Source organism: Chryseobacterium sp. CCNWLW53, from assembly GCF_037083525.1.
Classification (GTDB): Bacteria; Bacteroidota; Bacteroidia; order Flavobacteriales; family Weeksellaceae; genus Chryseobacterium; species Chryseobacterium lathyri.
The window spans coordinates 703221-725900 of record NZ_JBAOJR010000002.1; the positions used below are offsets into that span (position 1 = coordinate 703221).

25 protein-coding genes are annotated in these 22680 nt (G+C 37.4%); 8 read left to right on the top strand and 17 right to left on the bottom strand.

Translation table 11 applies throughout. From position 1 onward, the window contains the following. The first annotated feature begins 13 nt into the window (after positions 1 to 13). Positions 14 to 370 (top strand): MarR family transcriptional regulator, encoded by a 357-nt coding sequence (locus tag V6R96_RS08185; protein WP_336378620.1) that lies wholly within the window; start codon positions 14 to 16, stop codon positions 368 to 370. 47 nt (positions 371 to 417) lie between these two features. Here the strand turns inward: V6R96_RS08185 and V6R96_RS08190 are convergent, their stop codons facing one another. From V6R96_RS08190 to V6R96_RS08210, 5 genes are read right to left on the bottom strand one after another with little or no spacing between them, the layout of a single operon-like run. Then, positions 418 to 1326, bottom strand: coding sequence for a TIGR01777 family oxidoreductase (locus V6R96_RS08190; protein WP_336378621.1), 909 nt, complete (start codon positions 1324 to 1326; stop codon positions 418 to 420). Between the two features lie 27 nt (positions 1327 to 1353). Beyond that, positions 1354 to 1698 carry a hypothetical protein gene (locus tag V6R96_RS08195; RefSeq protein ID WP_111958185.1) on the bottom strand — a complete coding sequence of 115 codons (345 nt, stop codon included), beginning with the start codon at positions 1696 to 1698 and terminating at the stop codon, positions 1354 to 1356. Between the two features lie 4 nt (positions 1699 to 1702). Beyond that, the gene (locus tag V6R96_RS08200) at positions 1703 to 2305 is read right to left on the bottom strand and encodes an HPP family protein (RefSeq protein ID WP_336378622.1); all 603 of its coding nucleotides are present in this window, start codon (positions 2303 to 2305) and stop codon (positions 1703 to 1705) included. Positions 2306 to 2321: 16 nt separating this feature from the next. Then, positions 2322 to 2630 carry a hypothetical protein gene (locus V6R96_RS08205; protein ID WP_336378623.1) on the bottom strand — a complete coding sequence of 103 codons (309 nt, stop codon included), beginning with the start codon at positions 2628 to 2630 and terminating at the stop codon, positions 2322 to 2324. A gap of 37 nt (positions 2631 to 2667) precedes the next feature. After that, positions 2668 to 2865, bottom strand: a complete 198-nt coding sequence (locus tag V6R96_RS08210) for a hypothetical protein (protein WP_336378624.1) — start codon at positions 2863 to 2865, stop codon at positions 2668 to 2670. 171 nt (positions 2866 to 3036) lie between these two features. On the opposite strand from V6R96_RS08210, the gene V6R96_RS08215 reads away from it, so the two are divergent. From V6R96_RS08215 to V6R96_RS08240, 6 genes are all read left to right on the top strand, one after another. Further along, positions 3037 to 3369, top strand: a complete 333-nt coding sequence (locus V6R96_RS08215) for a single-stranded DNA-binding protein (protein ID WP_048504355.1) — start codon at positions 3037 to 3039, stop codon at positions 3367 to 3369. Between the two features lie 14 nt (positions 3370 to 3383). Beyond that, positions 3384 to 3839, top strand: a complete 456-nt coding sequence (locus V6R96_RS08220; RefSeq protein ID WP_223559328.1) for an HRDC domain-containing protein — start codon at positions 3384 to 3386, stop codon at positions 3837 to 3839. A gap of 123 nt (positions 3840 to 3962) precedes the next feature. After that, a complete protein-coding gene (gene hisS, locus V6R96_RS08225; protein ID WP_336378625.1) occupies positions 3963 to 5312 on the top strand; it encodes a histidine--tRNA ligase in 1350 nt (449 codons plus the stop codon). Positions 5313 to 5506: 194 nt separating this feature from the next. Beyond that, on the top strand, positions 5507 to 6046 hold the full coding sequence (locus tag V6R96_RS08230; protein ID WP_223559329.1) for a PH domain-containing protein: 540 nt from the start codon (positions 5507 to 5509) through the stop codon (positions 6044 to 6046). Between the two features lie 16 nt (positions 6047 to 6062). After that, entirely contained in the window at positions 6063 to 6707 is a 645-nt protein-coding gene (locus tag V6R96_RS08235) for a GNAT family N-acetyltransferase (protein ID WP_336378626.1), read from the top strand. A 68-nt stretch (positions 6708 to 6775) separates the two neighbouring features. Then, positions 6776 to 7567 (top strand): class I SAM-dependent methyltransferase, encoded by a 792-nt coding sequence (locus tag V6R96_RS08240; protein WP_336378627.1) that lies wholly within the window; start codon positions 6776 to 6778, stop codon positions 7565 to 7567. Between the two features lie 90 nt (positions 7568 to 7657). Here V6R96_RS08240 and V6R96_RS08245 read toward each other — a convergent pair whose 3' ends face one another. From V6R96_RS08245 to V6R96_RS08255, 3 genes are all read right to left on the bottom strand, one after another. Further along, complete coding sequence (locus tag V6R96_RS08245) at positions 7658 to 7894, bottom strand: YtxH domain-containing protein (RefSeq protein ID WP_111958171.1); 237 nt, start codon at positions 7892 to 7894, stop codon at positions 7658 to 7660. Positions 7895 to 7991: 97 nt separating this feature from the next. Next, on the bottom strand, positions 7992 to 8834 hold the full coding sequence (locus V6R96_RS08250) for an isoaspartyl peptidase/L-asparaginase (RefSeq protein WP_336378628.1): 843 nt from the start codon (positions 8832 to 8834) through the stop codon (positions 7992 to 7994). 101 nt (positions 8835 to 8935) lie between these two features. Beyond that, positions 8936 to 9826: a cyanophycinase gene (locus tag V6R96_RS08255; protein ID WP_373426874.1), complete on the bottom strand. Its 891-nt coding sequence runs from the start codon at positions 9824 to 9826 to the stop codon at positions 8936 to 8938. A gap of 196 nt (positions 9827 to 10022) precedes the next feature. Between V6R96_RS08255 and cphA the strand changes: the two genes are divergently transcribed. Continuing rightward, positions 10023 to 12653 carry a cyanophycin synthetase gene (gene cphA / locus V6R96_RS08260; protein WP_111958167.1) on the top strand — a complete coding sequence of 877 codons (2631 nt, stop codon included), beginning with the start codon at positions 10023 to 10025 and terminating at the stop codon, positions 12651 to 12653. A gap of 215 nt (positions 12654 to 12868) precedes the next feature. Here the strand turns inward: cphA and V6R96_RS08265 are convergent, their stop codons facing one another. From V6R96_RS08265 to V6R96_RS08305, 9 genes are all read right to left on the bottom strand, one after another. Further along, on the bottom strand, positions 12869 to 13366 hold the full coding sequence (locus V6R96_RS08265; RefSeq protein ID WP_336378629.1) for a MepB family protein: 498 nt from the start codon (positions 13364 to 13366) through the stop codon (positions 12869 to 12871). A gap of 145 nt (positions 13367 to 13511) precedes the next feature. Then, the gene (locus tag V6R96_RS08270; RefSeq protein WP_336378630.1) at positions 13512 to 14696 is read right to left on the bottom strand and encodes a hypothetical protein; all 1185 of its coding nucleotides are present in this window, start codon (positions 14694 to 14696) and stop codon (positions 13512 to 13514) included. 182 nt (positions 14697 to 14878) lie between these two features. Further along, complete coding sequence (locus tag V6R96_RS08275) at positions 14879 to 15712, bottom strand: glutamine amidotransferase-related protein (protein ID WP_336378631.1); 834 nt, start codon at positions 15710 to 15712, stop codon at positions 14879 to 14881. A gap of 35 nt (positions 15713 to 15747) precedes the next feature. Next, the gene (locus tag V6R96_RS08280) at positions 15748 to 16866 is read right to left on the bottom strand and encodes a carboxylate-amine ligase (protein WP_111958159.1); all 1119 of its coding nucleotides are present in this window, start codon (positions 16864 to 16866) and stop codon (positions 15748 to 15750) included. A gap of 32 nt (positions 16867 to 16898) precedes the next feature. Further along, a complete protein-coding gene (locus V6R96_RS08285; protein WP_111958157.1) occupies positions 16899 to 17852 on the bottom strand; it encodes a RimK family alpha-L-glutamate ligase in 954 nt (317 codons plus the stop codon). Between the two features lie 58 nt (positions 17853 to 17910). Next, a complete protein-coding gene (locus V6R96_RS08290) occupies positions 17911 to 18624 on the bottom strand; it encodes an alpha/beta hydrolase-fold protein (RefSeq protein ID WP_111958155.1) in 714 nt (237 codons plus the stop codon). 29 nt (positions 18625 to 18653) lie between these two features. Next, positions 18654 to 19865, bottom strand: coding sequence for an ATPase (locus V6R96_RS08295; protein ID WP_336378632.1), 1212 nt, complete (start codon positions 19863 to 19865; stop codon positions 18654 to 18656). 140 nt (positions 19866 to 20005) lie between these two features. Then, the gene (locus tag V6R96_RS08300; protein ID WP_336378633.1) at positions 20006 to 21421 is read right to left on the bottom strand and encodes a leucyl aminopeptidase family protein; all 1416 of its coding nucleotides are present in this window, start codon (positions 21419 to 21421) and stop codon (positions 20006 to 20008) included. Positions 21422 to 21425: 4 nt separating this feature from the next. Beyond that, positions 21426 to 22547 carry an alpha/beta hydrolase-fold protein gene (locus V6R96_RS08305; protein ID WP_111958149.1) on the bottom strand — a complete coding sequence of 374 codons (1122 nt, stop codon included), beginning with the start codon at positions 22545 to 22547 and terminating at the stop codon, positions 21426 to 21428. Between the last annotated feature and the right edge of the window lie 133 nt (positions 22548 to 22680).

Genomic DNA, 22680 nt, shown 5'->3' on the forward strand with positions numbered 1-22680 from the left:
TATATTGGCTAATATGAACAAGGGGAACATCAGCGGTGTTACTGCAACGCATTACAATATTATAGAATATATATACCGGAAGGATCAGGTTACCGGAAAACAGATTGCTGTAGCATTTAAGGTCAGCCAGGCAGCCATATCAAAACAGATCAAATTCCTGATCAGTAATGAGCTGGTTGAACAGAAACAAAGTATTTCCGACAGAAGAATATTTAATCTTTCAGCAACAGAAAAAGGTAAGTTTCTGATCAATAATTCTGAAGATTTCCGAAAAACAGTAGCCGATCAGGCTTCTGCTATCTTAGATAAAACAGAATTAGAAACATTAACAGCTTTGCTTAATAAGGTTCTGGAAAATTTGAAAGTCTGAGTGTGACTTCACTAGGATATGTATATAATACTTTTTTTGTTTCTAAATTACTTCTCTTTCAGAAGATTTTCCAGAGCTCCCTTCAGATCAGGGAATTTAAATTGGAATCCTGTATCCTGTATTTTTTGTGAAGAAGCCCGTGAGCCTTCCAGTAAAGCATCTGCCAGCTCTCCAAACATTAGTTTTAAAACAAATGCAGGTACATTAGGCATAAATAAAGGTTTTTTCAGGACTTCAGCTATTTTTTCCGTTAAATTCTCATTGGTAGTATGCTGAGGAGAAACTGCGTTGTAAGCCCCATCCATATCAGAGTTTTTCAGGGTTGTCAGATAAATAGAGCAAATATCGTCAATATGAATCCACGGCATGTATTGTTTTCCATTTCCTAAAGCAGACCCGATGCCGTATTTTATAGTGGGAACCATTTTCTTCAGTGCCCCATCGTCTTTAGAAAGAACAACGGCTGTCCGTATTTTCACAACCCTTTCTGCCATGTTTTGTTCTTTGAAATCATCTGCCGATCTTTCCCACAAAACCACAACCTCACTCAGAAAGTCATTTCCGGGAGGATCTTTTTCAGTATAAACTTTTTCTGTTGTTACCGTTCCGTAATAATTGATTCCAGAAGCGGAAATAAAAGATTTAAGCTGTATTTTTTTCTTTTTTACAGTTTTTAAAAGAAGTCCTGCAGAATCTACACGGCTGGATATCAGTTCACGCTTTCTTTCCTTGGTCCATCGTTTTTCTGAAATATTGGCGCCAGCCAGATGAATAATGTGGGAAACATTTTCAAGAGCAGATTCATCCATTGTTCCGTTTTTAATATCCCATTCAAATTCATTCTCCTGCTTTTTCTTTCGCGTCAGAAATCGCACGGTGTATTCGTTTTCTATTTTTTTTGAGAGTTTCTGTGCGATCATTCCGCCGGCACCGGTGATAAGAACAATTTCTTTCATAATTGAATATTTAGGGTAAGTAGGGAATTATGTCTGATTCTTTACAATGAGTACAAAATCATCTTCCAGAAGCTTATAGCCGTAGTCATAAATAAACCTGTATTCAGAGCCATTTTTATAAACTTTCAGATTTGTGAAATAATCGAAATCAAAACCTAAGCCATCCATCCTTGATTTTGCAATTTTCGCTTTGCCATCTGTATTCAGTTCCATAAGGATACGGTAATTTCTGCGGAGTTTGTTGTTCACATTCCGCATCAGATTGGTAGAATCTTTGTTCTGCTTATTATTGTAGGCATTCCGGCAGGCATCATTACAGAATTTCTTATCAGACCTCCCGATAATTTTTTCGCCACATTCGAGACAGTTCATGCTTTTATTTTTTCATTTTGTGTGAATGTTCATGTTTTTTTCTTAATAACCGTTTAAAACTTGTATGAGAAGGATAGCTTCTGTTCGGAGTTATATTGTTGAATAAAAGAGCTGCGAGTAAAAGAATGATGCAGCCTGATAAAACCGGAGAAAGTACATACCAATATCCAAGGTCCGGAATTTTTCCTGTAGAACTCACTGCAATCAGTGCTGTTGCTCCTCCGGGCGGATGAAGGGTTTTTGTATACTGCATCAAGACAATAGAAAAAGCTACAGCCAGAGGTGCAACAAGCCATATGATATCAGGAACGATTTTATAAACCGTAACTCCCACAAGCGCTGAAATAACATGTCCACCCACTAAATTTCTGGGCTGGGCAAGAGGACTCTGAATGGCCCCATAGATCAGAACACTTGATGCACCAAAGGAACCGATGAGGAAGATGTTCTCAGTGGCAGCCAAAGTATGGGACTGAATAAATGCAATAATTCCGATCCCGACAAATGCTCCTAAAAAAGACCAGAAATGCTCTTTATAATCAACCAGTGTTTCTCGGTAAATCACATATTTCGAAACCCTGAACGTTCTTTTTATTGTTTTCTTCACAATTTCTTTCTATTAATTAGTATTCAAAAGTTTCATAATGATTGACATTTTCCTCAAATTCCACTAAAAATCTTTTGTCTTCAGGATAATATTTTGCCTTTTCATAATCATCTCCTGCAAATTTCCTGATACTTTCATAAGAGTCCCATTCGGTAACAGTAAAAAAATGACAAATTTCCTGATCTTTTTTTCTCAGTATTTTTGTAGATAGATTTCCTGGGGTATTTTTATATTGTAAAATACCTGTTTCTTCAACGTATTTAAGGTATTCATCCGCCTTCTCAGCATTGACAACTCCATGCCATATTCTGGTAATCTTTTTCATATTTAATTTTTTTCAGTCGGTTTATTTATAATTTGAATTAAATTTTCAATGAAAGGTTGGGTATAAAGCCCTTCTGTATCATAATCAGGATCCAGTATATGGGATTTATTCCTTTATGAAAACCAAATTTCCTGAGCCATGCAGGAAGTTTTCTTACTCCCGTTTCTATCTCATGCTCCTTTTTAGTGAGCCCAAGATTTAAAGGAAACTCAAAAATAGTGATGTCCTTTTTCATAGCTTGATTTGATCAAAGATACGGAAATACTCGACAACAAACGAATACAAATGAATTTAAATAGTTTATAACCGACTAAGATGCTTTGGTGTAACAATCTTTGCAACAGAGATTTGAGAAAGACAGTGAACGTCTCTTATCTGAATTATTAATCTTAAAAATTTTAAAGTTATGTCACTAAGAAACAAAGTAACATTAATTGGTTACACAGGTAAAGAAGTTGAAACAGTAAACTTCGAAAGCGGAAATGTAAAAGCAAGCGTGTCGCTAGCCACCAGCGATCATTACACGAATGCAAAAGGCGAAAAAGTGGAAGAAACACAATGGCATAATCTGATTGCTTTTGGAAAGACAGCTGAAATCCTTCAGAAGTATGTACCCAAAGGAAAAGAAATTGCAATTGAAGGAAAACTTACCTACAGATCGTATGATGACAAAGACGGCGTTAAGCGTTATATAACCGAGATCAGAATCGATGAGATCCTGCTTTTAGGAGGTAAATAATTTTAAAAACACAAATGATGAATGTAAAAGTTTTTAAAATCAGACTTTCCAAGGAATTTCTTCATAGAGATCAAAAAATGCTTGATGATTTTCTTGACGTGAACGAAATTATAAAAGTGGAAACCGCTTTTGTAAACGATGAATGTTATTGGTCCGTAATCCTGTATTTTGAAGAGCTGAAAACAGCCAAAAATACAGTGAAGGAACCAAAGGCAGTAAAGTACTCTGCAGATAATGATACTTTAAACTCCGATGAAGAGAAAATTTTAGATGCCCTGAAATACTGGAGATCTGAGAAGGCGAAAGAACAGAATCTCCCCACTTATTTTATCGCGAGCAATAAAGAACTGATGTCTGTGGCTAAGTATAAACCTGCTAAAAAAGAAGAGCTGCTTGAGATCAAAGGTTTCGGAAAACATAAGATTGAAAACTATGGTGAAGAGATTTTAGAGATTCTTGAAAGTGTCTGATTTTTGAACTTCTTAATGATGATGTATCAGGAGCTGAGGGAGAAATCTCCCTCAGCTTTTTTATCTTTCGGAAAAGTCCTTTCAATTCCTTATTTTTGCATCTATCAAAATGACATACAGCAAATGAAGCCAAGTTTAGCAAAAGGAACGAGAGATTTTACAGCACAGGAAGTTTCAAGAAGAAAATATATTATTAATATTTTACAGAATAATTTTGAATTGTTCGGTTTTCAGCCACTAGAAACCCCAAGCTTTGAAAATCTTTCTACTTTGACAGGAAAGTACGGAGAAGAAGGTGACCGATTGATCTTTAAAATTTTGAACTCAGGGGAATACGCTTCAAAAGTGAATCAGGAAGACTGGGATAATAAAAATCATCAGAAACTTATTTCTCAAATTTCAGATAAAGCGCTCCGCTATGACCTTACCGTACCTTTTGCAAGATTCGTGGCGATGAATCATGGTAAGCTGACATTTCCTTACAAACGTTACCAAATTCAGCCGGTATGGAGAGCAGACCGTCCACAAAAGGGTAGATTCAGAGAATTTTACCAATGTGATGCAGATGTGGTAGGAAGCGAAAGCTTATTACAGGAAGTGGATTTGGTTCTGCTATATCTGAAATCATTCTCCGATCTGAAAATTCCTGTTACCATCCATATGAACAACAGAAAGATCCTTTCCGGTCTGGCAGAATATGCAGGTATTACTGATAAACTGATTGAATTTACTGTAGCTCTTGACAAACTGGACAAAATAGGAAAAGAAGGAGTTGTTAAAGAATTACTGGAAAGAGAAATTTCTCAGGAATCTATTGATAAATTGGAGTTCTTATTTAATCAGTCCGATGATGCGCTGGAAAATCTTCTTCAGTTAAAAGAAAAATTTGCTGACAGTGAAATTGGACTTAAAGGAGTGGAAGAACTTGAATTTGTCCTTTCTCAATCTCTGAACCTTGGTGTAGATATGCAGAATCTGGTATTCAATATTACGCTGGCCAGAGGTTTAGATTATTATACCGGGGCTATTTTTGAAGTGAAAGCGGATGAGGTGGCAATGGGATCCATCGGTGGTGGTGGTAGATATGACAACCTTACAGAGGTTTTCGGAGTTAAAAATATTCCGGGAATCGGGATCTCGTTTGGTTTGGACAGGGTTTATCTGGTGATGGAAGAGCTTAATCTTTTCCCTGAAGAAGCTTCAATGAAAGTAGAATACCTTTTTGCTAACTTCGGAGGAGAAGAAACGGTAGAAGCTTTAAAACTGATTATGCAGCTAAGAGAAAAAGGAATTTCTGCTGAGCTGTACCCTGAAAATGCAAAGCTTAACAAACAGTTTACCTACGCTGAAAAGAAAGGAATTAAAAACCTTGTTTTTTTAGGAGAAGAAGAAATTAAAAACGGAACAGTTACTTTTAAGGATCTGGGAGCTGGAGAACAGAAAACAGTTTCTTTGGAAGAGTTTTTAGGGTAATATTCTGGAAAATATAAAATTAAAAAGCATTATCAATCGATAATGCTTTTGCATTTACTGGTATTAATACTTGTGCGAGTTATGCTTTTGTAAGAATGACTGTTAAATTTTATTTTTAAAATAATAGACTTATGTCTTTCCCTATTTTAGAAAAAAATTAAATTTGTAATATCTACCATTTATAAAAGCTAATAATGAGTGAAAAATCAAGACTTGACGAAATAAAAGATGAACTGGAAATATTAGATATCAATCCCACTATTTTTGCCAGAAAAGAAATTCATGCGTTACCGGATGTCCTTTCGGAGAATGAAAGAATTGTGTATTTAATTGAAGGAAGAAATAAACTGACTAATCATCATATCATCTTAGTAGCAACGGAAAGAAGACTTATTTTTGTGGATAAAGAATTCATGTATGGGCTGAAGGTAGAAGATTTTTCTTACGATAAAGTAAGTTCTATACAATACGAGAAATCCTTAATGCTGGCTTCCATAGATATTCATATTTCGGATAATGTTCTTGAAATTGATAATGTTGGAAAATATTATGCAGAATTATTTTGTGAAAAAGTAAGGGACTTTATGGCCCGTCCTAAAGAATATTTTCAAAGTAAATCAGAACCATCAGTTTTAGATCAATTGGAACAGTTGGGGAGACTCAGAGAAAGTGGAGTGTTAAGTGAAGAAGAATTTGCAGAACAGAAAAAGAAACTGCTGAACCAGCCTTTGTAAATATAACGAGCAAACCATGATGGACATCGTGCCTTATAATATTATAGAGAAATGGTTGAGGGCATGGTCATTGTCCAGAAAACTTCCTCTTCCGGTAAGATACAAATCCGGTTTTAAAGTAGAAGTAGGAGAAGAAAAGCAGAAAATAAGATATGTTTTTCCTGAGATCAATGATGATTTCATTGAACTCTCAAAACAGATTGATGAACCCTGGATTTACCTCAAGGTTTGCGCCTCTCCGGATGAGGTAAAAAATAGGGTATCAGAAAAATGGATAATTCAGCCTCCCGGATACATGATGTTCTGTTCCAGTCCGATGAATATTTCACGGAAAAGCCTGGGCGAAAGCTATCGGCTTGAATATGAAAACTACAATTCCACAACAGCGGTTAAGATTATTGATGAAAATGGGGAGTTGGCTTGCATAGGCAGAATTGTGCTTGCAGATGATCTGGCAGTTTATGACAGAATTCTAACAGCAGAAAACCATCAAAGAAAGGGACTCGCTACTTTTCTAATGCATGAACTCGAGAAAATTGCAGTATCAAATGGTATTCATAACAATTTTTTAGTAGCAACAGAGCAGGGAAAATCACTTTATGAAACAATGGGGTGGGAGCTTTACAGTTCTTATACATCCATTGTTATTCCCGGAATTTGATTGTTTGTACATAAGTATTAAGTAAAATAATCTCAAAACATTTTCTAAATTAGCATTAAGCAAACACCATGGAAAATTACCTGGAAATCAATAAAAACTCATGGAATGCCAAAGTAGATCCTCACCTGAAATCGGATTTCTATTTTGTAGATGAATTCCTGAAAGGAAGAAACTCACTCAATCCGATAGAGCTGGAGCTTCTAGGAGATATAAAAGGTAAAAATATTCTGCATCTTCAATGTCATTTCGGACAGGATTCTATTTCCTTGTCAAGAATGGGAGCTCAGGTTATTGGTATAGACCTGTCTGATAAAGCTATTGAAGCAGGAAAAGAGCTTGCACAGCAATGTGGTACCAATACAGAATTTATCTGTTCGGATGTATACAGCCTTCCGGAGATTCTTGATCAGAAATTTGATATCGTCTATACAAGTTACGGAGTAATAGGCTGGCTTCCTGACCTCGATAAATGGGCAGAGGTCATCAGCCATTATTTAAAACCATGTGGAAAATTTATAATGGCGGAATTTCATCCTGCCGTCTGGATGTTTGATGATGATTTTACGAAAGTTGCCTACAATTATTTTAATGAAAAACCTATTGTAGAAACCTACGAAGGAACCTATGCTGATCAATCTGCAGATATTGTTCAGCAGTATGTGATGTGGAACCATTCTTTAGCTGAAGTGCTGCAGAATCTGATAAATCATGATATACAACTGGAAAAATTCCAGGAATTTGACTGGTCACCTTATCCGTGTTTCAACCATGTGGAAGAATTTGAAAAAGGGAAATGGCGGATTTCAAAGTTTGATAATAAATTGCCGTTGGTTTATGCTTTGAAAGGATATAAAAATTAATTTTACAGTATCATTTAAAATAAAAAGTCATCATAATCCTGAGATTACGATGACTTTTCATATATGAATGTTAAAAAAACTAATCTGTTTTTAGCTTAAAGAATCTTCAGCTTTTGTTTTAGCTTCGTCTACTTTATTCTGAACTTGGGATGCAACATCATTGGCTTTGTTCTTCACGTCATTTCCCCATTTGTTCAGGTTGTCTTTTGCAGTATTGATTTTATCTTTTACAGCCTGCTTTTCTTCAGGTGTAGAGTTCTTGTATTTCCAATATGCTAAAGCACCTACCCCTAGTAAGGCCAATAGCCCTTTTGTTTTATTTCCCATGATTTTTATTTTTAATGATTTATATTAAAACTTGTTACTAGTAAACATGTAAAATACGTGCCAAAAAATTAAATAGGATAATAAAAAAATGTTAAAATTATTGAAAGACCTGAAAATCTTCTCCGTCAAAACTTGCAAAGACCATCGTAGGATAAGAATCCTGATGGTAGATATTTCCGTCTTTATCAATAGCGATAGCCCCTGCAAAGCCATCTATGGTCTGAAGTTCCTCAAATGTCTTATTAAAAGCCTGTTCCAGACTCATTCCGTCAGTAGTTCTCGTTACAATCTTTGCAGCAGTGGCATTGCTTACAATATCTTCTCCTACGCCCGTGCAGCTTACTGCACAAACTGAATTGGCATAATTTCCAGCCACCGTCGCCGAATCTGAAATCCTTCCAGGAATCTCAAAGCCTTTCCCGCCTGTAGAGGTTGCTACTGCCAACTTTCCGTCTTTATCAAGAACAACACAGCCTACCGTTCCTTTACCGCCATTATTAAGTTTAGCTTCATATTCACTTCTTCTTTGGGGAATCTCCGTTGAGAAATTCTCGAAACCATGTTCAGAGGCATAAATCTTAGCACCATTACCACCCAGAACCCTGTCATCCTCTTTGATTAGCTCTTTTGCGACGAAAATCGGATTCTTTACATCCTGAAGATTGATTACACCGCTTAACTTCTGCGTTTCTCCATCCATAATTGCTGCGCTCATACGGATTACACCGTCACTTTGTATCTGAGAGCCGATGCCTGCATTGTACAATGGATCATCTTCCAGAAGAGAAACGGCATAAGCTGCCGTATCAAAAGCAGAATGCGTCTGAAGATATTCAAAAGCCTTTTGGACAATCTGTTTTAAAGAATTTTGTTTTGCCGTCTTTACTTCATGACTTTGATCGCTTTCAGAGAAAAAACCGCCGTGGATAATGATTTTCATAAGATTGTATTTGCCAATTGTGAAAAGTCAATGGTCAATTTTAAAGATAACGATAAAATTTTAACCGGTGAAATTCACTATTCACCATTGACCGTTAACTTTTATTTATCCTGCGGGATAGGGTTGAACTGTGAATTTTCGATCGTAAGTTTCTTTGTGGTAAGGTCGTAATGATCATTCATAGACATAACATGTACCGTAAGATTATCGATTGAAATAGGTTCACCCAGGTTGATATTCGTAAGGTTGGTATCCTTAATAAATCTTCCATCTACCAGGATCACCAGCCCTGAACCTACAGCTGTCATAATATCATTATGGATAAAAAGTCCGGTGTCTTCACCCAGTCCTATTCCCAATGTTCTCGGATTGTTGACTACAGCCTGAAAAAGACGTCCGATTCTGCCACGCTGTACGAAGTGTGTATCAATAATTACATTATCTATAAGACCCAGCCCCTGCGTTGTTTTAATTTCTCCCTTTAAAAGAGATTCAGAGCTGCTTCCCTGGTAGATCATATTTTCAGAAGCCGCCGCCGCACCGGCAGAAGTCCCTGAATAGATAAAATCCTGTTCCTGGTATTTCAGTAATATAGTATCGTGAAATCTTGTTCCACCAAGAATAGAAGTCAGTCTAAGCTGATCTCCTCCGGTGAACATCACAACATCTGCTGCATTAGCTCTGGCTGCCATAGCATCAGAATTGGCCTCTTCACGGTTGTGGATATCGAGAATATTTACATTTTTGGCGCCAAGAAATTCAAAAGCTTTTTTGTATTCCGTGCCTACAATTTGAGGGATCTGGGAGGCTGTGGTTACAATTTCGATGACAGAATTTTCCTTAAGCTTAGATTCGTTAATGATCTTTCTTAAGATTCCTCTTTCAAAAAAGTTAAGGTTTTTTTCAATGTTCTGGTCGAAATCGGTTTCTGCAAAGCTTCCTTTGTTTACAGCTCCTCCGATAATAATTAATTTTCCAACGGGTCTCATCATAGTGTGCAAATTTAAAAAATAATTAACATTTGGCGAAATTCATGCCACATTTTAATGATTTTTAATGTTTTAGAATTGTTAATTTTTTTTAATTTTTTTTTGGGAATCTTTAAATGTGGTATAGTTTGGTTTAGGGTTTTACATTATCTTTGATTTTTGAAGGAGTTATTGTTAACTGATAAAATGCAAATAGATTATGAAAATTGAGAAGATACAGGCACTGCGAGGCCCAAACATCTGGAGTATCAGAAGAAAGAAGCTGATACAGATGAGGTTGGATCTTGAAGAAATGGAGAATTATCCTACCAATAAAATCGACGGTTTCAGAGAAAGAATTGAAAAGCTGATCCCTTCTCTGTTTACCCACAGGTGTTCAGAAGGAGTAGAAGGTGGATTCTTTCACAGAATAGAAACGGGAACCTGGATGGGGCATGTCATAGAACACATAGCGTTGGAAATACAGACGCTGGCAGGTATGGATGTAGGCTTCGGAAGAACCCGCGAAACAAAATCACCGGGAATATACAATGTTGTTTTTAATTATATTGAAGAAAATGCAGGCATTTATGCTGCTGAAGAAGCTGTAAATATAGCCCAGGCTTTAATAGATAATAAAGAATACGATATTAATGCCTGTATACAGAAATTGAAGGAGATCAGAGAACGTGTCCGCCTGGGGCCTTCTACGGGAAGTATCGTGGAAGAGGCTGTTTCCAGAAAAATTCCATGGATAAGATTGGGAACAAATTCTTTGGTGCAGCTTGGATATGGGGTAAACCAACAGCGTTTCCAGGCTACCATTACAGGAAAAACAAGCTCAATTGCGGTAGATATTGCATGTAATAAAGAACTGACAAAAAAAATGCTCCATGATGCTGCTATACCTGTTCCTATCGGAGATCTGGTGATGGATGAAGAAGGTCTGGACAGCGTTATAAAAAGAATAGGCTATCCCATTGTACTAAAACCATTGGATGGAAATCACGGAAAGGGTTCTTCTATTAATGTAAACGATTGGGAAGCTGCAAAAATAGGATTGGAACATGCCCAGAAATATTCCAGAAAAGTCATTGTAGAAAAATATATTACAGGATATGATTTCAGGGTTCTGGTGATTAACAATAAAATGGTTGCGGCAGCAAGGAGAGTTCCCGCCCATGTAGTAGGTGATGGGGAACTGAATCTTCAGGAACTGATCGATAAAGAAAACAGAGATCCGAGAAGAGGTTATGGCCATGAAAATGTGCTTACCGAAATAGAAGTAGACAAAGATACATTGGAACTTCTTGAAAAGCTTCAGTACACCCTTGAAACTGTCCCTCAGAAGGGAGAAGTGGTTTATTTGAAATCAACGGCTAATCTTTCTACAGGGGGCACTTCCATAGATGTTACTGATATGGTGCATCCGGAGAATATCACCATGGCTGAAAGAGTTTCCAAAATTATAGGTCTGGACGTCTGCGGCATCGATATTATGGCAGAAAACCTGACTCAGCCTCTTAAAGAAAGCGGCGCAGCCATTATTGAAGTAAATGCTGCTCCCGGATTCAGAATGCACCTGGCGCCAAGCGAAGGTTTACCGAGAAATGTAGCTGCTCCGGTAGTTGATATGTTGTATCCTCCGGGGAAGCCGTTCACCATTCCCATTATCGCCGTGACAGGAACCAATGGAAAAACAACAACAACAAGACTGATTTCCCATATTGTAAAAAGCAATGGTTACAGAGTAGGCTTTACTACTTCTGACGGGATTTACATACAAAATACAATGCTTTCCAAAGGAGATACTACAGGACCGCTTTCTGCTGAGTTTGTTCTGAAAGATCCTACGGTAGAATTTGCTGTTCTGGAAACAGCAAGAGGCGGAATCCTGCGTTCAGGCTTAGGATTTTCACAATGTGATATCGGGGTTTTGACGAATATCGAAGAGGATCATTTAGGAATGAATGATATTCACAATCTAAAAGACCTGACGAAAGTAAAAAGAGTTGTTCTGGACAGTGTAAAGAAAAATGGCTGGAGCGTCCTGAATGCTGATAATGAATATTCCATGAAGATCATTAATGATCTGGACAGCAATGTCGCGATATTCAGTATGGATGAAAGTAATCCCCATATCGTAAAATTTGCCAAAGAAGGGAAAATTACCTGCATTTATGAAGAAGGTTTCGTGACGATTAAAAAAGGCGACTGGAAGATTAGAATAGGAAAGGCTAAAGATTTCCCGATCACCATGGAAGGAAAGGCCAGATTTATGATCGAAAATGTTTTAGCTGCTAGTTTGGCAAGCTATCTCTACGGTTTCGGAATCGAAGACATTTCCAATTCCTTAAGAACTTTTATTCCGAGTGCGCAGCTTACACCGGGAAGACTGAATATTTTTAAATTTAAGAATTTTAAGGTTCTTATTGATTTTGCACATAATCCTTCAGGCTACCAGGCAATAGAAGATTACCTTAAAAATGTAGAATCTACCAAGAAAATAGGCATTATTTCAGGAGTAGGAGACAGACGGGATGGTGATATCAGAGAATGCGGAAAAATTGCCGGAAGGATGTTTGATTATATCATCATCAGAAACGAAAAACACCTGAGAGGAAGAACGGAAGAAGAAATCAACGGATTGATCATCGATGGTATTAATGAAGCCGGAAGAGATGTGAGCTATGAGATTATACCTAAAGAAATTGAAGCTTTAAAACATGCCATGGGAATGGCTGAAGAAGGAACCTTTATCACTGCTTTAAGTGACGTTATTTCCAATGCAATCGATCTGGTACAGGATTACCAGGCACGCGAGCTTATGGAAGACGATAAAAATTCATAAAATAAATGATTTATACAAAAACGGCTGAATTTTCAGCCGTTTTTTATTTTAAACAAATTTTCATTTACTTTTTTCATCCTATTCAGCAAACTAGATCTGCAGAATCTGTTTAATCTGCAAAAGGTTTCTTTAACACAAAGCTTTATGAAAAGCAGGTTGTACTTTAAGGAATGTAAACGAGGCGGCGAACCCGCTGATAAAGCTTTTTTGCAACTCTAAAATTTCAAATCAAATAGTAGTTTCGCTTTTTTAAGATACGATTCCGTATCCTGTGAAAGATCAAGAAAATATTCTACCTGCCATTTTTGAGTCGCTTTTGCCTGCTTATTTTCCGTGGGATCCCAGTTTGGATATACTCTGATTCCTCTTTTACCAATCTTTTGATCATGGGACAAAATTCCTTTTTCTATCAGAACTTCTTTAGGAAATATGAAAATTCCTTTATCATTGTCCGTGGAAGCTGAAATTAAATAAAAATCAAACAGATCATTGGAATCAAACGGAGCTGTTTCTCCCTTTTCATTACGTTTCCAGATAGTCACAAACTGGCCTGTTTTAGTTGGTGTTATCTTTGCTGTACGGAATTTAATATTCAGTTGGTTTAGGCCTAAACTGCAACCTGAATACTCTTGGGTTTCTATATCTTCTTCTACATTTAAAAGTTTCAGTCCAAGCGGCTGAAAAATCAGTTCATCGACATTTTTAAGATTCATGAATATCATTTTTTATTGCTCCATAAGCTTTTCTGTAAGCTAACATAGAGACTAAGCATTGCAAAAATAGCAAATCCTCCTGAAGGCAGAAGGATTTGTTGTATTAATTGGGTTTTGTTTACTATCCTGTTTTTTGATTTGTCAATTACTCCTCTCCAAAAAATGCATTAGAACTTCCGATCCATATGGCATCCTTCTTGTTAAAATCCACATTTACCATCGCAGCTTTAGTCATTCTTCCCAAGTTTTCCAGGAGAATAGGACGTTCGTCATTTTCGTGCCAGATGTAAAGCAATCTGATTTCAGCTTTTGAAAACTCTCCGTTGATATCTTCAAAAATTGGTTCATAAGTTACTTTTCTTTGTAAGATATAATTTTCCTTATCCTCAATAGCCTCAGTAATTTCTTTCGTAGGATTTAAATTCACTCCGCTTCCTGCAAATGAAAATAAGGGTTTCAATACAAAATTATCCAGACTTTCGGATTCGGGGAATTCGTGAAGAAAATAGCTCTTCGGAACGAATTGATGCTTTAGAATCGGAAGAAGAAACTTTGAAATCTTAAAGAACCAGTTAGGGTGTGTGATCCATTTAACATCAATATCATCACGGAAATCGAACCCGGTTTTCAGATCCGGAATTCTATCCAGTTCATCAAAAATGACACGGTTATAGATCCTTTTGATCTCAACAGTTTTTCCGTTGTTTTCATAAAACAGCTTTCTGCCTTCTTTTTTTACTTTAGTCAGGCAAACTGTTTTTATTCCCAATAATTGTTCTGTTAGAGCAAAATCAATGGCTGTTTTCTGTTTCTCTGGAAATATTTCAAGGAGAATAACATTTTCAGGGTCCTCATCACCTATAATCAGCTCTTTTAAATGACTTTTGAACTCAGAATGCGGCATTGTATTTCTGATCTCAGAAAGAAATGGGTAAACCTCGCAAAATGTGTCCTCAAATACTTTTTGAAAAGCATATAAAGAAGGAAATGCCTGCAGTTCTATGAGTTGAGGTTCAATTTGTCCGTTTTCGCTTCGGCAGATCCCAAAATCAATGGTAAAAAAGTGAGGCTGAAGTGTGTCATTCGGCACTCTGCAGTTATCCGGAACAGCCTTGTAAAGTACTTCGGCAGGAAGTGCTTTTATCTGGTCAATAATACTTTCGCTTGCGTCAAGAAGTTTGTTTTTAAACTCAGTAGTAAGAAAGAGCGGGCTTTCTGAAATTCTGAATGCCGGTGCAATATTTCCTTTCTGGGCAAGGCTTTCTTTAAGCTGATCATATTTTTCCTGCGAAAATTCCTGGTTAAACTGTTTTCTGTATTTTGGGATCATATTTTTTCTTTGTGGTTTTTATTTTAAAAAATCGAACATTTCTGTCCGATTTAATCTGTTATGGTTATTGCCATATCTTATTAATAATGCTTCGACTTCGCTCAGCATAACATCTCTAATACTGACTGTTATTTGTTCAGCATTGCCATGCTGAGCAAAGTCGAAGCATCTATTATATAAGCTTAAGCCAAAGCTTCACTTTCCTTTAAAATGTTTTTTTTTGCAGACTGAAGGAATCTCGGAAGGATTTGGCTTCTGGTAAGGATAATCTTGTCTTCATCATCTATTCTGTCTACAGTTTCAAGGTATTTCTCCATGCCGAAGTTCTCAATCATTGCTGTTTTATTCTTTTCGTCTTTCAGATTTTCTATCATGCCTTTGGGATCAGCTTCCGGATGAAACTGTGTTCCGAATATTTCATCTGAAAAACGTACAGCCATTATAGCTCTTTCCAGGTTAATATGTGGTCTGAATTTCTCGATAGCCGTGATTTTCATTCCCAACTCATCAAAACGGTCCATATCCGGCTCAATAAACTGGTACGCTCTGGAATCTACAGCATAAAAAGGATCCTGGAGATTTTTGAACAAAAACTCCTGCTTGCCTTCGTCTGTTTTATGAACCGGCATTACCCCGAAAGAATAAGATTTTCTTTTGCAGATATTTCCCAGCTTCCAGTGAATACTTGCCAATTGGAATGAATGGCAGATCAGGAACAGATATTTTTTATCTTCATTATGTTTATTATGCTTTAAAATATCATCCAGAAAAGCGGCATACTTGTCCTCCCATTCCAAACCTTCTCTGTGTGGATTTCCAGGTCCGCCAGAAGAAATAAAGATGTCAAAATCTTCAATGTTGGGCATTTCATTCTTAAACCTTACATCAAATGTTTTAATCGTCACATTTTCTTCAGAACTTTGTTGGAATGCTTCTGAAATCTCTTTAATATTTCTAAAGCCTTGATTGACATGGTTGTTGTTCATATCAACCAGAGCGATTCGAATATCTTTCATACTACTTCATATTTTTTGCAAAGTTACCAAAAATATTACGAAGCCGTTTCGCCATGTGTTATGCCATACTCCGTTTCAGAGATCATATAATCTACTACTTTGGTAAGATCTCCGGTTTCATTAAATACTTTAAGCTGTCTGTCGGCTCCTGTTCCGTTTTCCAGGATGGTCCAGGCATATTCAACCTCTTTTCTGCAGTCCAGGTCATCTACTACATCATCAATGAATTCCAGGAGTTCTTTCAGCAGATGTGGATAAGGAACGGATTCTTCTTTTCCGAAATCAATCAGATGGGCTTCAATACCGCTTTTAGATGCTCTCCATTTGTTTTCGTTTAGCAATAATCTTCTGTAGCTTCTGAAACTTAAATTTTGCTGGTGAAGTTTATAGATTTTTGCTACTAAACTTTGCATAATGGCAGCCATACAAACTGTTTCCTCTATCCTTAAAGGCATGTCACAGATTCTGAACTCAATGGTAGGGTAGAATGGGTGGACACGCAGGTCCCACCAGATTTTCTTGGCATTATCTATAGTTCCGGTTTTTACAAGAAGTTCTACATAGCTGTCAAATTCAGCCAGTGAATTGAAGTAGCTGGGAATACCGGTTCTTGGGAATTTTACAAAAATTTCCTGTCTGTAAGACTTGAATCCTGTATTTCTTCCGATCCAGAAAGGTGAGTTGGTAGAAAGTGCATAGACGTGTGGAAGAAAATAACGCATCACATTCTGAATCCTTACCCCTTCTTCACGGTTAGGGATCCCAATATGGACATGGAGCCCGAAAATTAAATTTCCGCGGGCAACATCTCCCATATCATCCACGATCTTGTTATACCGCTCACCGTTGGTGATGGTGTTATGTTCCCAGTTAGAAAAAGGATGGGTTCCACCTCCGGAAACCCGAAGTCCCTGTTCATGAGCTGTATTGATTAAATGTCTTCTCAGGTTAGTCAGCTCCGTTCTGGCTTCCTTGATATTCTGGCAGATTCCGGTTTCCATTTCGATCATTGATTCATGCATTTCATGTTTTAGATTTTCACTTAAAACAGCTTTGCCCCCTTCAATGATCTTTGAAACATGAGATATTAAGTCTCTGCTCTCAACATCAATGATCTGATATTCTTCCTCGATTCCTATAGTAAACTGATGCATTTTTTTTTCGTGTTTTTTTATTTTTTTAATGTTTATTTTACGGAGTCTTTTACAAACGTACCCCAAGAGATGTTAGGTTTTCCAGGAACATATTCTTTTGCTTTTTCAATGGCCAGTTTAGCAGAATGCTCTACAATCCATGCAAAGTTTTCTTCACCTACCGAGTTTTTATCTGCATCAGGAGCCGGATTACAGAAATCTATCGCATATGGAATTCCGTCTCTGATGGCAAACTCTACCGTATTGAAGTCGTAGCCTAGAGCTTCATTCATGGTAATAGTGTAATCATGAATTGTTTTTAACAGTTTTTCAAGTTCCTCTCCTTTGGTCTGATGTGTCGTGGCATATCTTAAGTGATGTGGATTACGTGGTTCGTAAGGCATAATATGAACATATTTTTTGCCCAGACAGTAAACCCTGTAATAATCATCGAAAACAATTTCTTCCTGTACCATCATCACAAGCTGTTCTGTTTCGCTTAATTTTTCCCATAGATCTTCAGGATTTTCTACCCTGTATACACTTTTCCATCCGCCGCCGTCATGAGGTTTCATATAGGCAGGAAACCCTACATAATTGAAAATATATTCCCAGTCGTGAGGAAATTTCAGGTTTCTGAATGATGTTTCCGAAGTATCTGTAGGTCTTTCGTGCGAAGGAAGGAGTACTGTTTTAGGAAGCGGAATTCCAAGTTTTGTCATCAGCGCATTATTGAAGAACTTTTCGTCGGCGCTCCACCAGAATGGATTATTGATTACATAAGTTCCGTTAAGTGCTGCATTTTTCAAATAAGCCCTGTAAAAAGGAACATCCTGCGAAATTCTGTCGATAATGACTGCATAGCCGTAATCAGCTCCCTGCTCAAGTTTATCGATATTTACTGCTTCAGCAATGATTTCTCCGCCGCCCAGCTCATTCACTTTGTCGATAAACGCCCAAGGAAATGTGTCTTCCATACCGAATAGAATTCCCACTTTTTTTGCCATAATTTCTGTTTTTAAATTGGTATATGTTTTATTATTTTATCTTATTAAATGTACGGTTTCATGAGAAAAAAGTCCCTATAAAAGTAGGAAATACCATCCTCCATAACGGCCAGTCGTGATTGATCCATTTTCTCTCATCGTACCAGAAATCGATCCCCTTCGAGCTTAAGATCTCTGCCATTTCAATATTTTTATCCCTGCAGATGTCCTGGTCAGAAGTGCTCAGTACAATGTGCATATGTTTGTATTTCCATGCCTCGTCATTCTTTACAAATTCTCTCGGGCAGTTAAAATATACGAGTTCATCTGAATATCCGTCCATGAAATTCCTGATGCTGAATGCTCCGGAAAGACAGAACAGATGGGAAACCACGTCCGGAAACCTGAAAGCAAAATTAGCGGCATGATAACCTCCGAAACTTGCTCCTGCCACAGCAACACGGTGTGTTTTATGAATTTTCTGGATATAGGGGATAAATTCCTGAATCAGAAACTGTACATACAGCTCATAATTCTTTATCCTTTTCTGAGGCGAAATTTTTTCATCATAAAAGCTCCAGCTGTCAATCGTCTGGATATTATAAAGCTTTACTTTTCCCTGTTCTATAAACCAATTGATACTTCCGTTGAGATGAAAGTCGTGATTTTGGGTGTATTGTCCCTGGGAAGTTGGAAACATAACGATGGGATATCCGTAATGTCCTGTAACCTCCACTTTAAGACTTGTTCCTAATATGTTTGAATAATAATCTGTATGTTCTATATGCGGCATTGATCAGTTTCTTTTATTATATATTGTGTTTAGCTTGTCAGTTTACTTTTGGGCGGCAGAATATTCAGCATTTCCGCCTGGATTTTTTCGGCAGCACTGTCTAGTCTTTGCTGTATAATGTCCGGATCGCTGGATTTGTAAACAATTCCTACATGATGATCGATCGGAAGGAACTTCACAGCTTCCTCGCTGCTGAAAACACTGTAATCAGGCTCTTTATCTTTGATCAGGGCAATAATGAGACCTGAATAGTAACCTGTAGGTTTCGAAGCCTGATAGCTTTTTCCACGCAGAAGGGCATCTTCAATCTTGGCCCATTCTCGCCAGATATTAATATTACTGGAGGCTTCAACAAGATCAGGAATGTGTGCGCCTCCAACTCTGGAGGATGTTTCAAGGAAATACCATTTTCCATCGGCTTTTCCACGGATAAATTCAGTATGGGTAGCTCCGTTCATTAATCCGAAACTGGAAAGAACTTTGGCATTGACTTCTTCAAGGGCTTTAAATTCATCAGAATATCTTCCCAGGGTTTTGGATCTGAATACACCACCTTCATGAGAAACCTGCATAGGTGGTGCAAGGTATTTGGAAGCAGATGTAAATACAATTTCTTTATTAAAAGTCAGACTGTCCACATGATAGACATCTCCGGGTTTAAAACTTTCCAGCAGAAACAGATGTCGCTCTTCACCAAGGGCATTCAGTTCGTTCCAGAGCTCATCTTTGGACGAAAATTTTTTAATCCCTGATGCTGATGCTTCTGAGCGGGGTTTTAATACCCAGGGAGCCGGGACTTTCTCTACAAAGCTGTTTACTTCGTCATTGTTAAAAACAGCTGTAAACTCCGGAACATTGATACCCGAATCTTTCGCTTTCTGGCGCATAGCCAGCTTGTCCCTAAAATAGCGGTGTGTAGTCTGTCCCATTCCCGGAATACGGAATGTTTCTCTGATCAATGCAGCCTTCTCCACATCATAATCATCGAGGGCCACTACAGCATCTACTTTCCTGGTTTTCATGAGATGTGAAAATCCCTGGACCAGATGATCCAGATTCCAGACAGAAGGTTTTAATTCAGACATATAAAATACCTCATCAATAGCATGCCATGGCCAGTTTTTTTCTTTAAGGCCTTCTGATGTTATCAAGATAATTTTATTACCGAGCTTCTTCATTTCGTCCATGAAGTCATAGCCCTTGTAATAGCACGAAATACATACTATTGTTTTCTCCTCCATATAATGTTTTTTAGTTTTTAGTAAATTATCAAAAATAAAAGCAATTTTTTATTGATTAATTAATGTTAAAAATCACAATAAACTGCGTTTTTGAAAATACATACTCAAGTATACAGAGAAATTTTGAAAAAAACTAATTTTTAGTGATAATTTTCAATTAAATCGGCCAGCAGCTGTACTCCAAAGCCGGTTGCTGCTTTTTCTTTTGAATATCCCGTACTTCCGAAAGCAACTCCTGCAATATCCAGATGTGCCCATTTAGGATGGTTTTCAATAAACTGCTCCAGAAATTTAGCGGCTATGATGCAATCACCGATAGGTTTCATAGAGATGTTTTTCAGATCTGCAACGTCAGACTGTATATCATCTTTCCATACATCCCATAAAGGAAGATTCCATACTCTTTGGTTGGTATTGTCTCCGGTTTTTACCAGAAGGATTTTCAGCTCATCATGATTGGAGAACATGGCTCCGCAGGTATCGCCGAACATTCTTACAGAGCTTCCTGTTAAGGTAGCAAGGTCAATCAGAAAATCCGTTTTATAGTTTCTGGCAAGATAAGAAAGTCCGTCAGCGAGAATCATCCTGCCTTCTGCATCCGTATTAAGTACTTCAATTGTTTTTCCGTTGTAGGCCGTAATAACGTCGCTTGGAAGAAAAGCCTTTTCAGAAATGGCATTATCCGTGATAGGAAGTACGGCAACAATATTCACCGGAAGCTTCATTTCTGCTGCATAGATCAGGGTTCCGATAACTGCCGTGGCACCTCCCATATCAGATTTCATGTAATGCATATTGTCCGGGTTCTTCAGAGAAATACCTCCTGTATCAAAAAGGACACATTTCCCGACTAAACCAAATGTTTTGGCATTTTTAACGGTAGTTTTATATTCGATAATGGTGAAAGCGGCATCATAAGCACTTCCCTGGTTAACCGACAGATAAGCGCCCAGGCCTAATTCTTCGCATTTTTTTCTATTGAATACAGTATATTTTAAATCATATTTCTTGGCCATATTTTTCAGAAACAGACTTAATATATCAGGTTTCTTAAGATTGGCCGGCTTATTCAACCATTCCTGACAGGTTGTTTGTCCGTTGGCTAGCGCTTCGGCTTTTGAGCTGATTGTATCTAGTTTTTTCTGGCTTAAATTTTCAAAATGGATCTCAAATCTTGGATTCCAGAAAGCATGCTTTTTATCAAAAGGATAGCTGTATGTTCCAAAAAGTAAACCTTTTACGAACTCTTCGAACTGTTTCTCATTCAGAAAATCTGCTAAAACGAGACTAGGGACAGCCTGAAGCTTGTCTTTTTGTGTTTGTGAGAATTTAACGGCTACCTGCTGAACCTCAAAATTCTGCAGCGTGGATTTGCCCAAACCGATCAGATACATGATCCTTTCCTCATCAGTATGAATGAAAACCTCATATTTCTTTCCGGAGAAAAAAGAAGAGATGTTTTTATTGTAATTTTTGCTGGATTTTTTCCATTCTTCTTCTGTAAAAAGGTGAAAAACCTGTGTGTATTTTTTATTTTTTTTGTTGATCAGTTTCATAAGCTTAATTTTTAATGCTCTGTTGTTGTGGTTTTACTTCTACCGGATTTTCCGTGTTATCATAGAACAGCCACTCAATGGCTCTGGGAAACTCCTGGGACCAGTAAAATTCACTGTGGGTTCCTTCCGGATTGATGCTGGTCCTGAATTCAAAGTCAAAAAGATTCTTCTTTTCCCAACGCTTTAAATATTCTTCAAAAACATGGATTCTTTTTACCATTTTGGAACCTTCCTGACCACCTCCATACAGGTATATTTTGGTTTTAAAAGGAACCCTGAAGCTCATCATCGGAAAATTATTGTTAGGTTCCACCCAAAGTGAAGGGGAGAAGATCAACAGTTTAGAATAAACCTCAGGATAAAGAAATCCGCTGTAAATACTGATCAGCGCGCCCAATGAGCTGCCCCCGATTCCTGTATTGTCACGGTCTTTTTTCGTGCGGTAGTGTTCATCCACAAAAGGCTTTAAAGTATCTGTAATGAAACGGATGTATTTTTTTCCTTCCGAGCCGTTCGCAATATTGTCATTGTCAAAGATATATTCCTTGATACGTTCTTCACTGCCGTGTTCTATTGCAATGATAATAACATCACCACGTCCATATTCCGCTAAAATAGACAGCTTTTTATCAATTTCCCAGTTTCCGTACCCACTTCCTTCGTTGAAAAGATTTTGGGCATCCTGAAGATAAAGCACGGGATAACTTTTATCGGATACATAATAGTCGTAAGGCAATACCGCCCAGATTTTCCGGTACCGTTCTAGTTGTGGAATGTAGAATTCTTCCGAAATAACTTCTGCAATCGGGAAAAACTCCTTTTTAAAAGGTCCCCAGTTGAGCCTCCATTTTTCTATAATATCAGATGTTTTCCCGGATGTTTTTTCAGCTTTCCGGTTTGGAGTGATGTTTCCGTATTTATCGAGCTCCACATTTTCCCAGCCTCCTTTTGTGAATTTATATTCTACGGTATTCGGAAGTATTTCGTTGTCAATCTCTATAAAATAATTGTGCGGATCCAGCTGTTTAAGCTGATAATTGTAGTCTCTTGGGTTCCAATTGTTGAAATTTCCGGTGATGTATACCGTTCTGTCGTCGCTTTCTTCAGTATAAAGTTCAAACCTCATCCTATGTGTTTAATATAATTTTGAAGCTAAATTTATAAAAAAGATTGTTTTAAAATCATAAAAAGATAAATATAAAAAATAATATATTTGATATTTGTGCCCAAAATCGGGAAATTAACATAATAATTATTTG

What these genes read in the sequence shown, in the direction of transcription:
- V6R96_RS08185 (WP_336378620.1), top strand. Translation starts at nt 14, where the DNA reads ATGAACAAGGGGAACATCAGCGGTGTTACTGCAACGCATTACAATATT.
- V6R96_RS08190 (WP_336378621.1), bottom strand. Translation starts at nt 1,326, where the DNA reads ATGAAAGAAATTGTTCTTATCACCGGTGCCGGCGGAATGATCGCACAG.
- V6R96_RS08195 (WP_111958185.1), bottom strand. Translation starts at nt 1,698, where the DNA reads ATGAACTGTCTCGAATGTGGCGAAAAAATTATCGGGAGGTCTGATAAG.
- V6R96_RS08205 (WP_336378623.1), bottom strand. Translation starts at nt 2,630, where the DNA reads ATGAAAAAGATTACCAGAATATGGCATGGAGTTGTCAATGCTGAGAAG.
- V6R96_RS08210 (WP_336378624.1), bottom strand. Translation starts at nt 2,865, where the DNA reads ATGAAAAAGGACATCACTATTTTTGAGTTTCCTTTAAATCTTGGGCTC.
- V6R96_RS08215 (WP_048504355.1), top strand. Translation starts at nt 3,037, where the DNA reads ATGTCACTAAGAAACAAAGTAACATTAATTGGTTACACAGGTAAAGAA.
- V6R96_RS08220 (WP_223559328.1), top strand. Translation starts at nt 3,384, where the DNA reads ATGATGAATGTAAAAGTTTTTAAAATCAGACTTTCCAAGGAATTTCTT.
- hisS (WP_336378625.1), top strand. Translation starts at nt 3,963, where the DNA reads ATGAAGCCAAGTTTAGCAAAAGGAACGAGAGATTTTACAGCACAGGAA.
- V6R96_RS08230 (WP_223559329.1), top strand. Translation starts at nt 5,507, where the DNA reads ATGAGTGAAAAATCAAGACTTGACGAAATAAAAGATGAACTGGAAATA.
- V6R96_RS08235 (WP_336378626.1), top strand. Translation starts at nt 6,063, where the DNA reads ATGATGGACATCGTGCCTTATAATATTATAGAGAAATGGTTGAGGGCA.
- V6R96_RS08240 (WP_336378627.1), top strand. Translation starts at nt 6,776, where the DNA reads ATGGAAAATTACCTGGAAATCAATAAAAACTCATGGAATGCCAAAGTA.
- V6R96_RS08245 (WP_111958171.1), bottom strand. Translation starts at nt 7,894, where the DNA reads ATGGGAAATAAAACAAAAGGGCTATTGGCCTTACTAGGGGTAGGTGCT.
- V6R96_RS08250 (WP_336378628.1), bottom strand. Translation starts at nt 8,834, where the DNA reads ATGAAAATCATTATCCACGGCGGTTTTTTCTCTGAAAGCGATCAAAGT.
- V6R96_RS08255 (WP_373426874.1), bottom strand. Translation starts at nt 9,826, where the DNA reads ATGATGAGACCCGTTGGAAAATTAATTATTATCGGAGGAGCTGTAAAC.
- cphA (WP_111958167.1), top strand. Translation starts at nt 10,023, where the DNA reads ATGAAAATTGAGAAGATACAGGCACTGCGAGGCCCAAACATCTGGAGT.
- V6R96_RS08265 (WP_336378629.1), bottom strand. Translation starts at nt 13,366, where the DNA reads ATGAATCTTAAAAATGTCGATGAACTGATTTTTCAGCCGCTTGGACTG.
- V6R96_RS08270 (WP_336378630.1), bottom strand. Translation starts at nt 14,696, where the DNA reads ATGATCCCAAAATACAGAAAACAGTTTAACCAGGAATTTTCGCAGGAA.
- V6R96_RS08275 (WP_336378631.1), bottom strand. Translation starts at nt 15,712, where the DNA reads ATGAAAGATATTCGAATCGCTCTGGTTGATATGAACAACAACCATGTC.
- V6R96_RS08280 (WP_111958159.1), bottom strand. Translation starts at nt 16,866, where the DNA reads ATGCATCAGTTTACTATAGGAATCGAGGAAGAATATCAGATCATTGAT.
- V6R96_RS08285 (WP_111958157.1), bottom strand. Translation starts at nt 17,852, where the DNA reads ATGGCAAAAAAAGTGGGAATTCTATTCGGTATGGAAGACACATTTCCT.
- V6R96_RS08290 (WP_111958155.1), bottom strand. Translation starts at nt 18,624, where the DNA reads ATGCCGCATATAGAACATACAGATTATTATTCAAACATATTAGGAACA.
- V6R96_RS08295 (WP_336378632.1), bottom strand. Translation starts at nt 19,865, where the DNA reads ATGGAGGAGAAAACAATAGTATGTATTTCGTGCTATTACAAGGGCTAT.
- V6R96_RS08300 (WP_336378633.1), bottom strand. Translation starts at nt 21,421, where the DNA reads ATGAAACTGATCAACAAAAAAAATAAAAAATACACACAGGTTTTTCAC.
- V6R96_RS08305 (WP_111958149.1), bottom strand. Translation starts at nt 22,547, where the DNA reads ATGAGGTTTGAACTTTATACTGAAGAAAGCGACGACAGAACGGTATAC.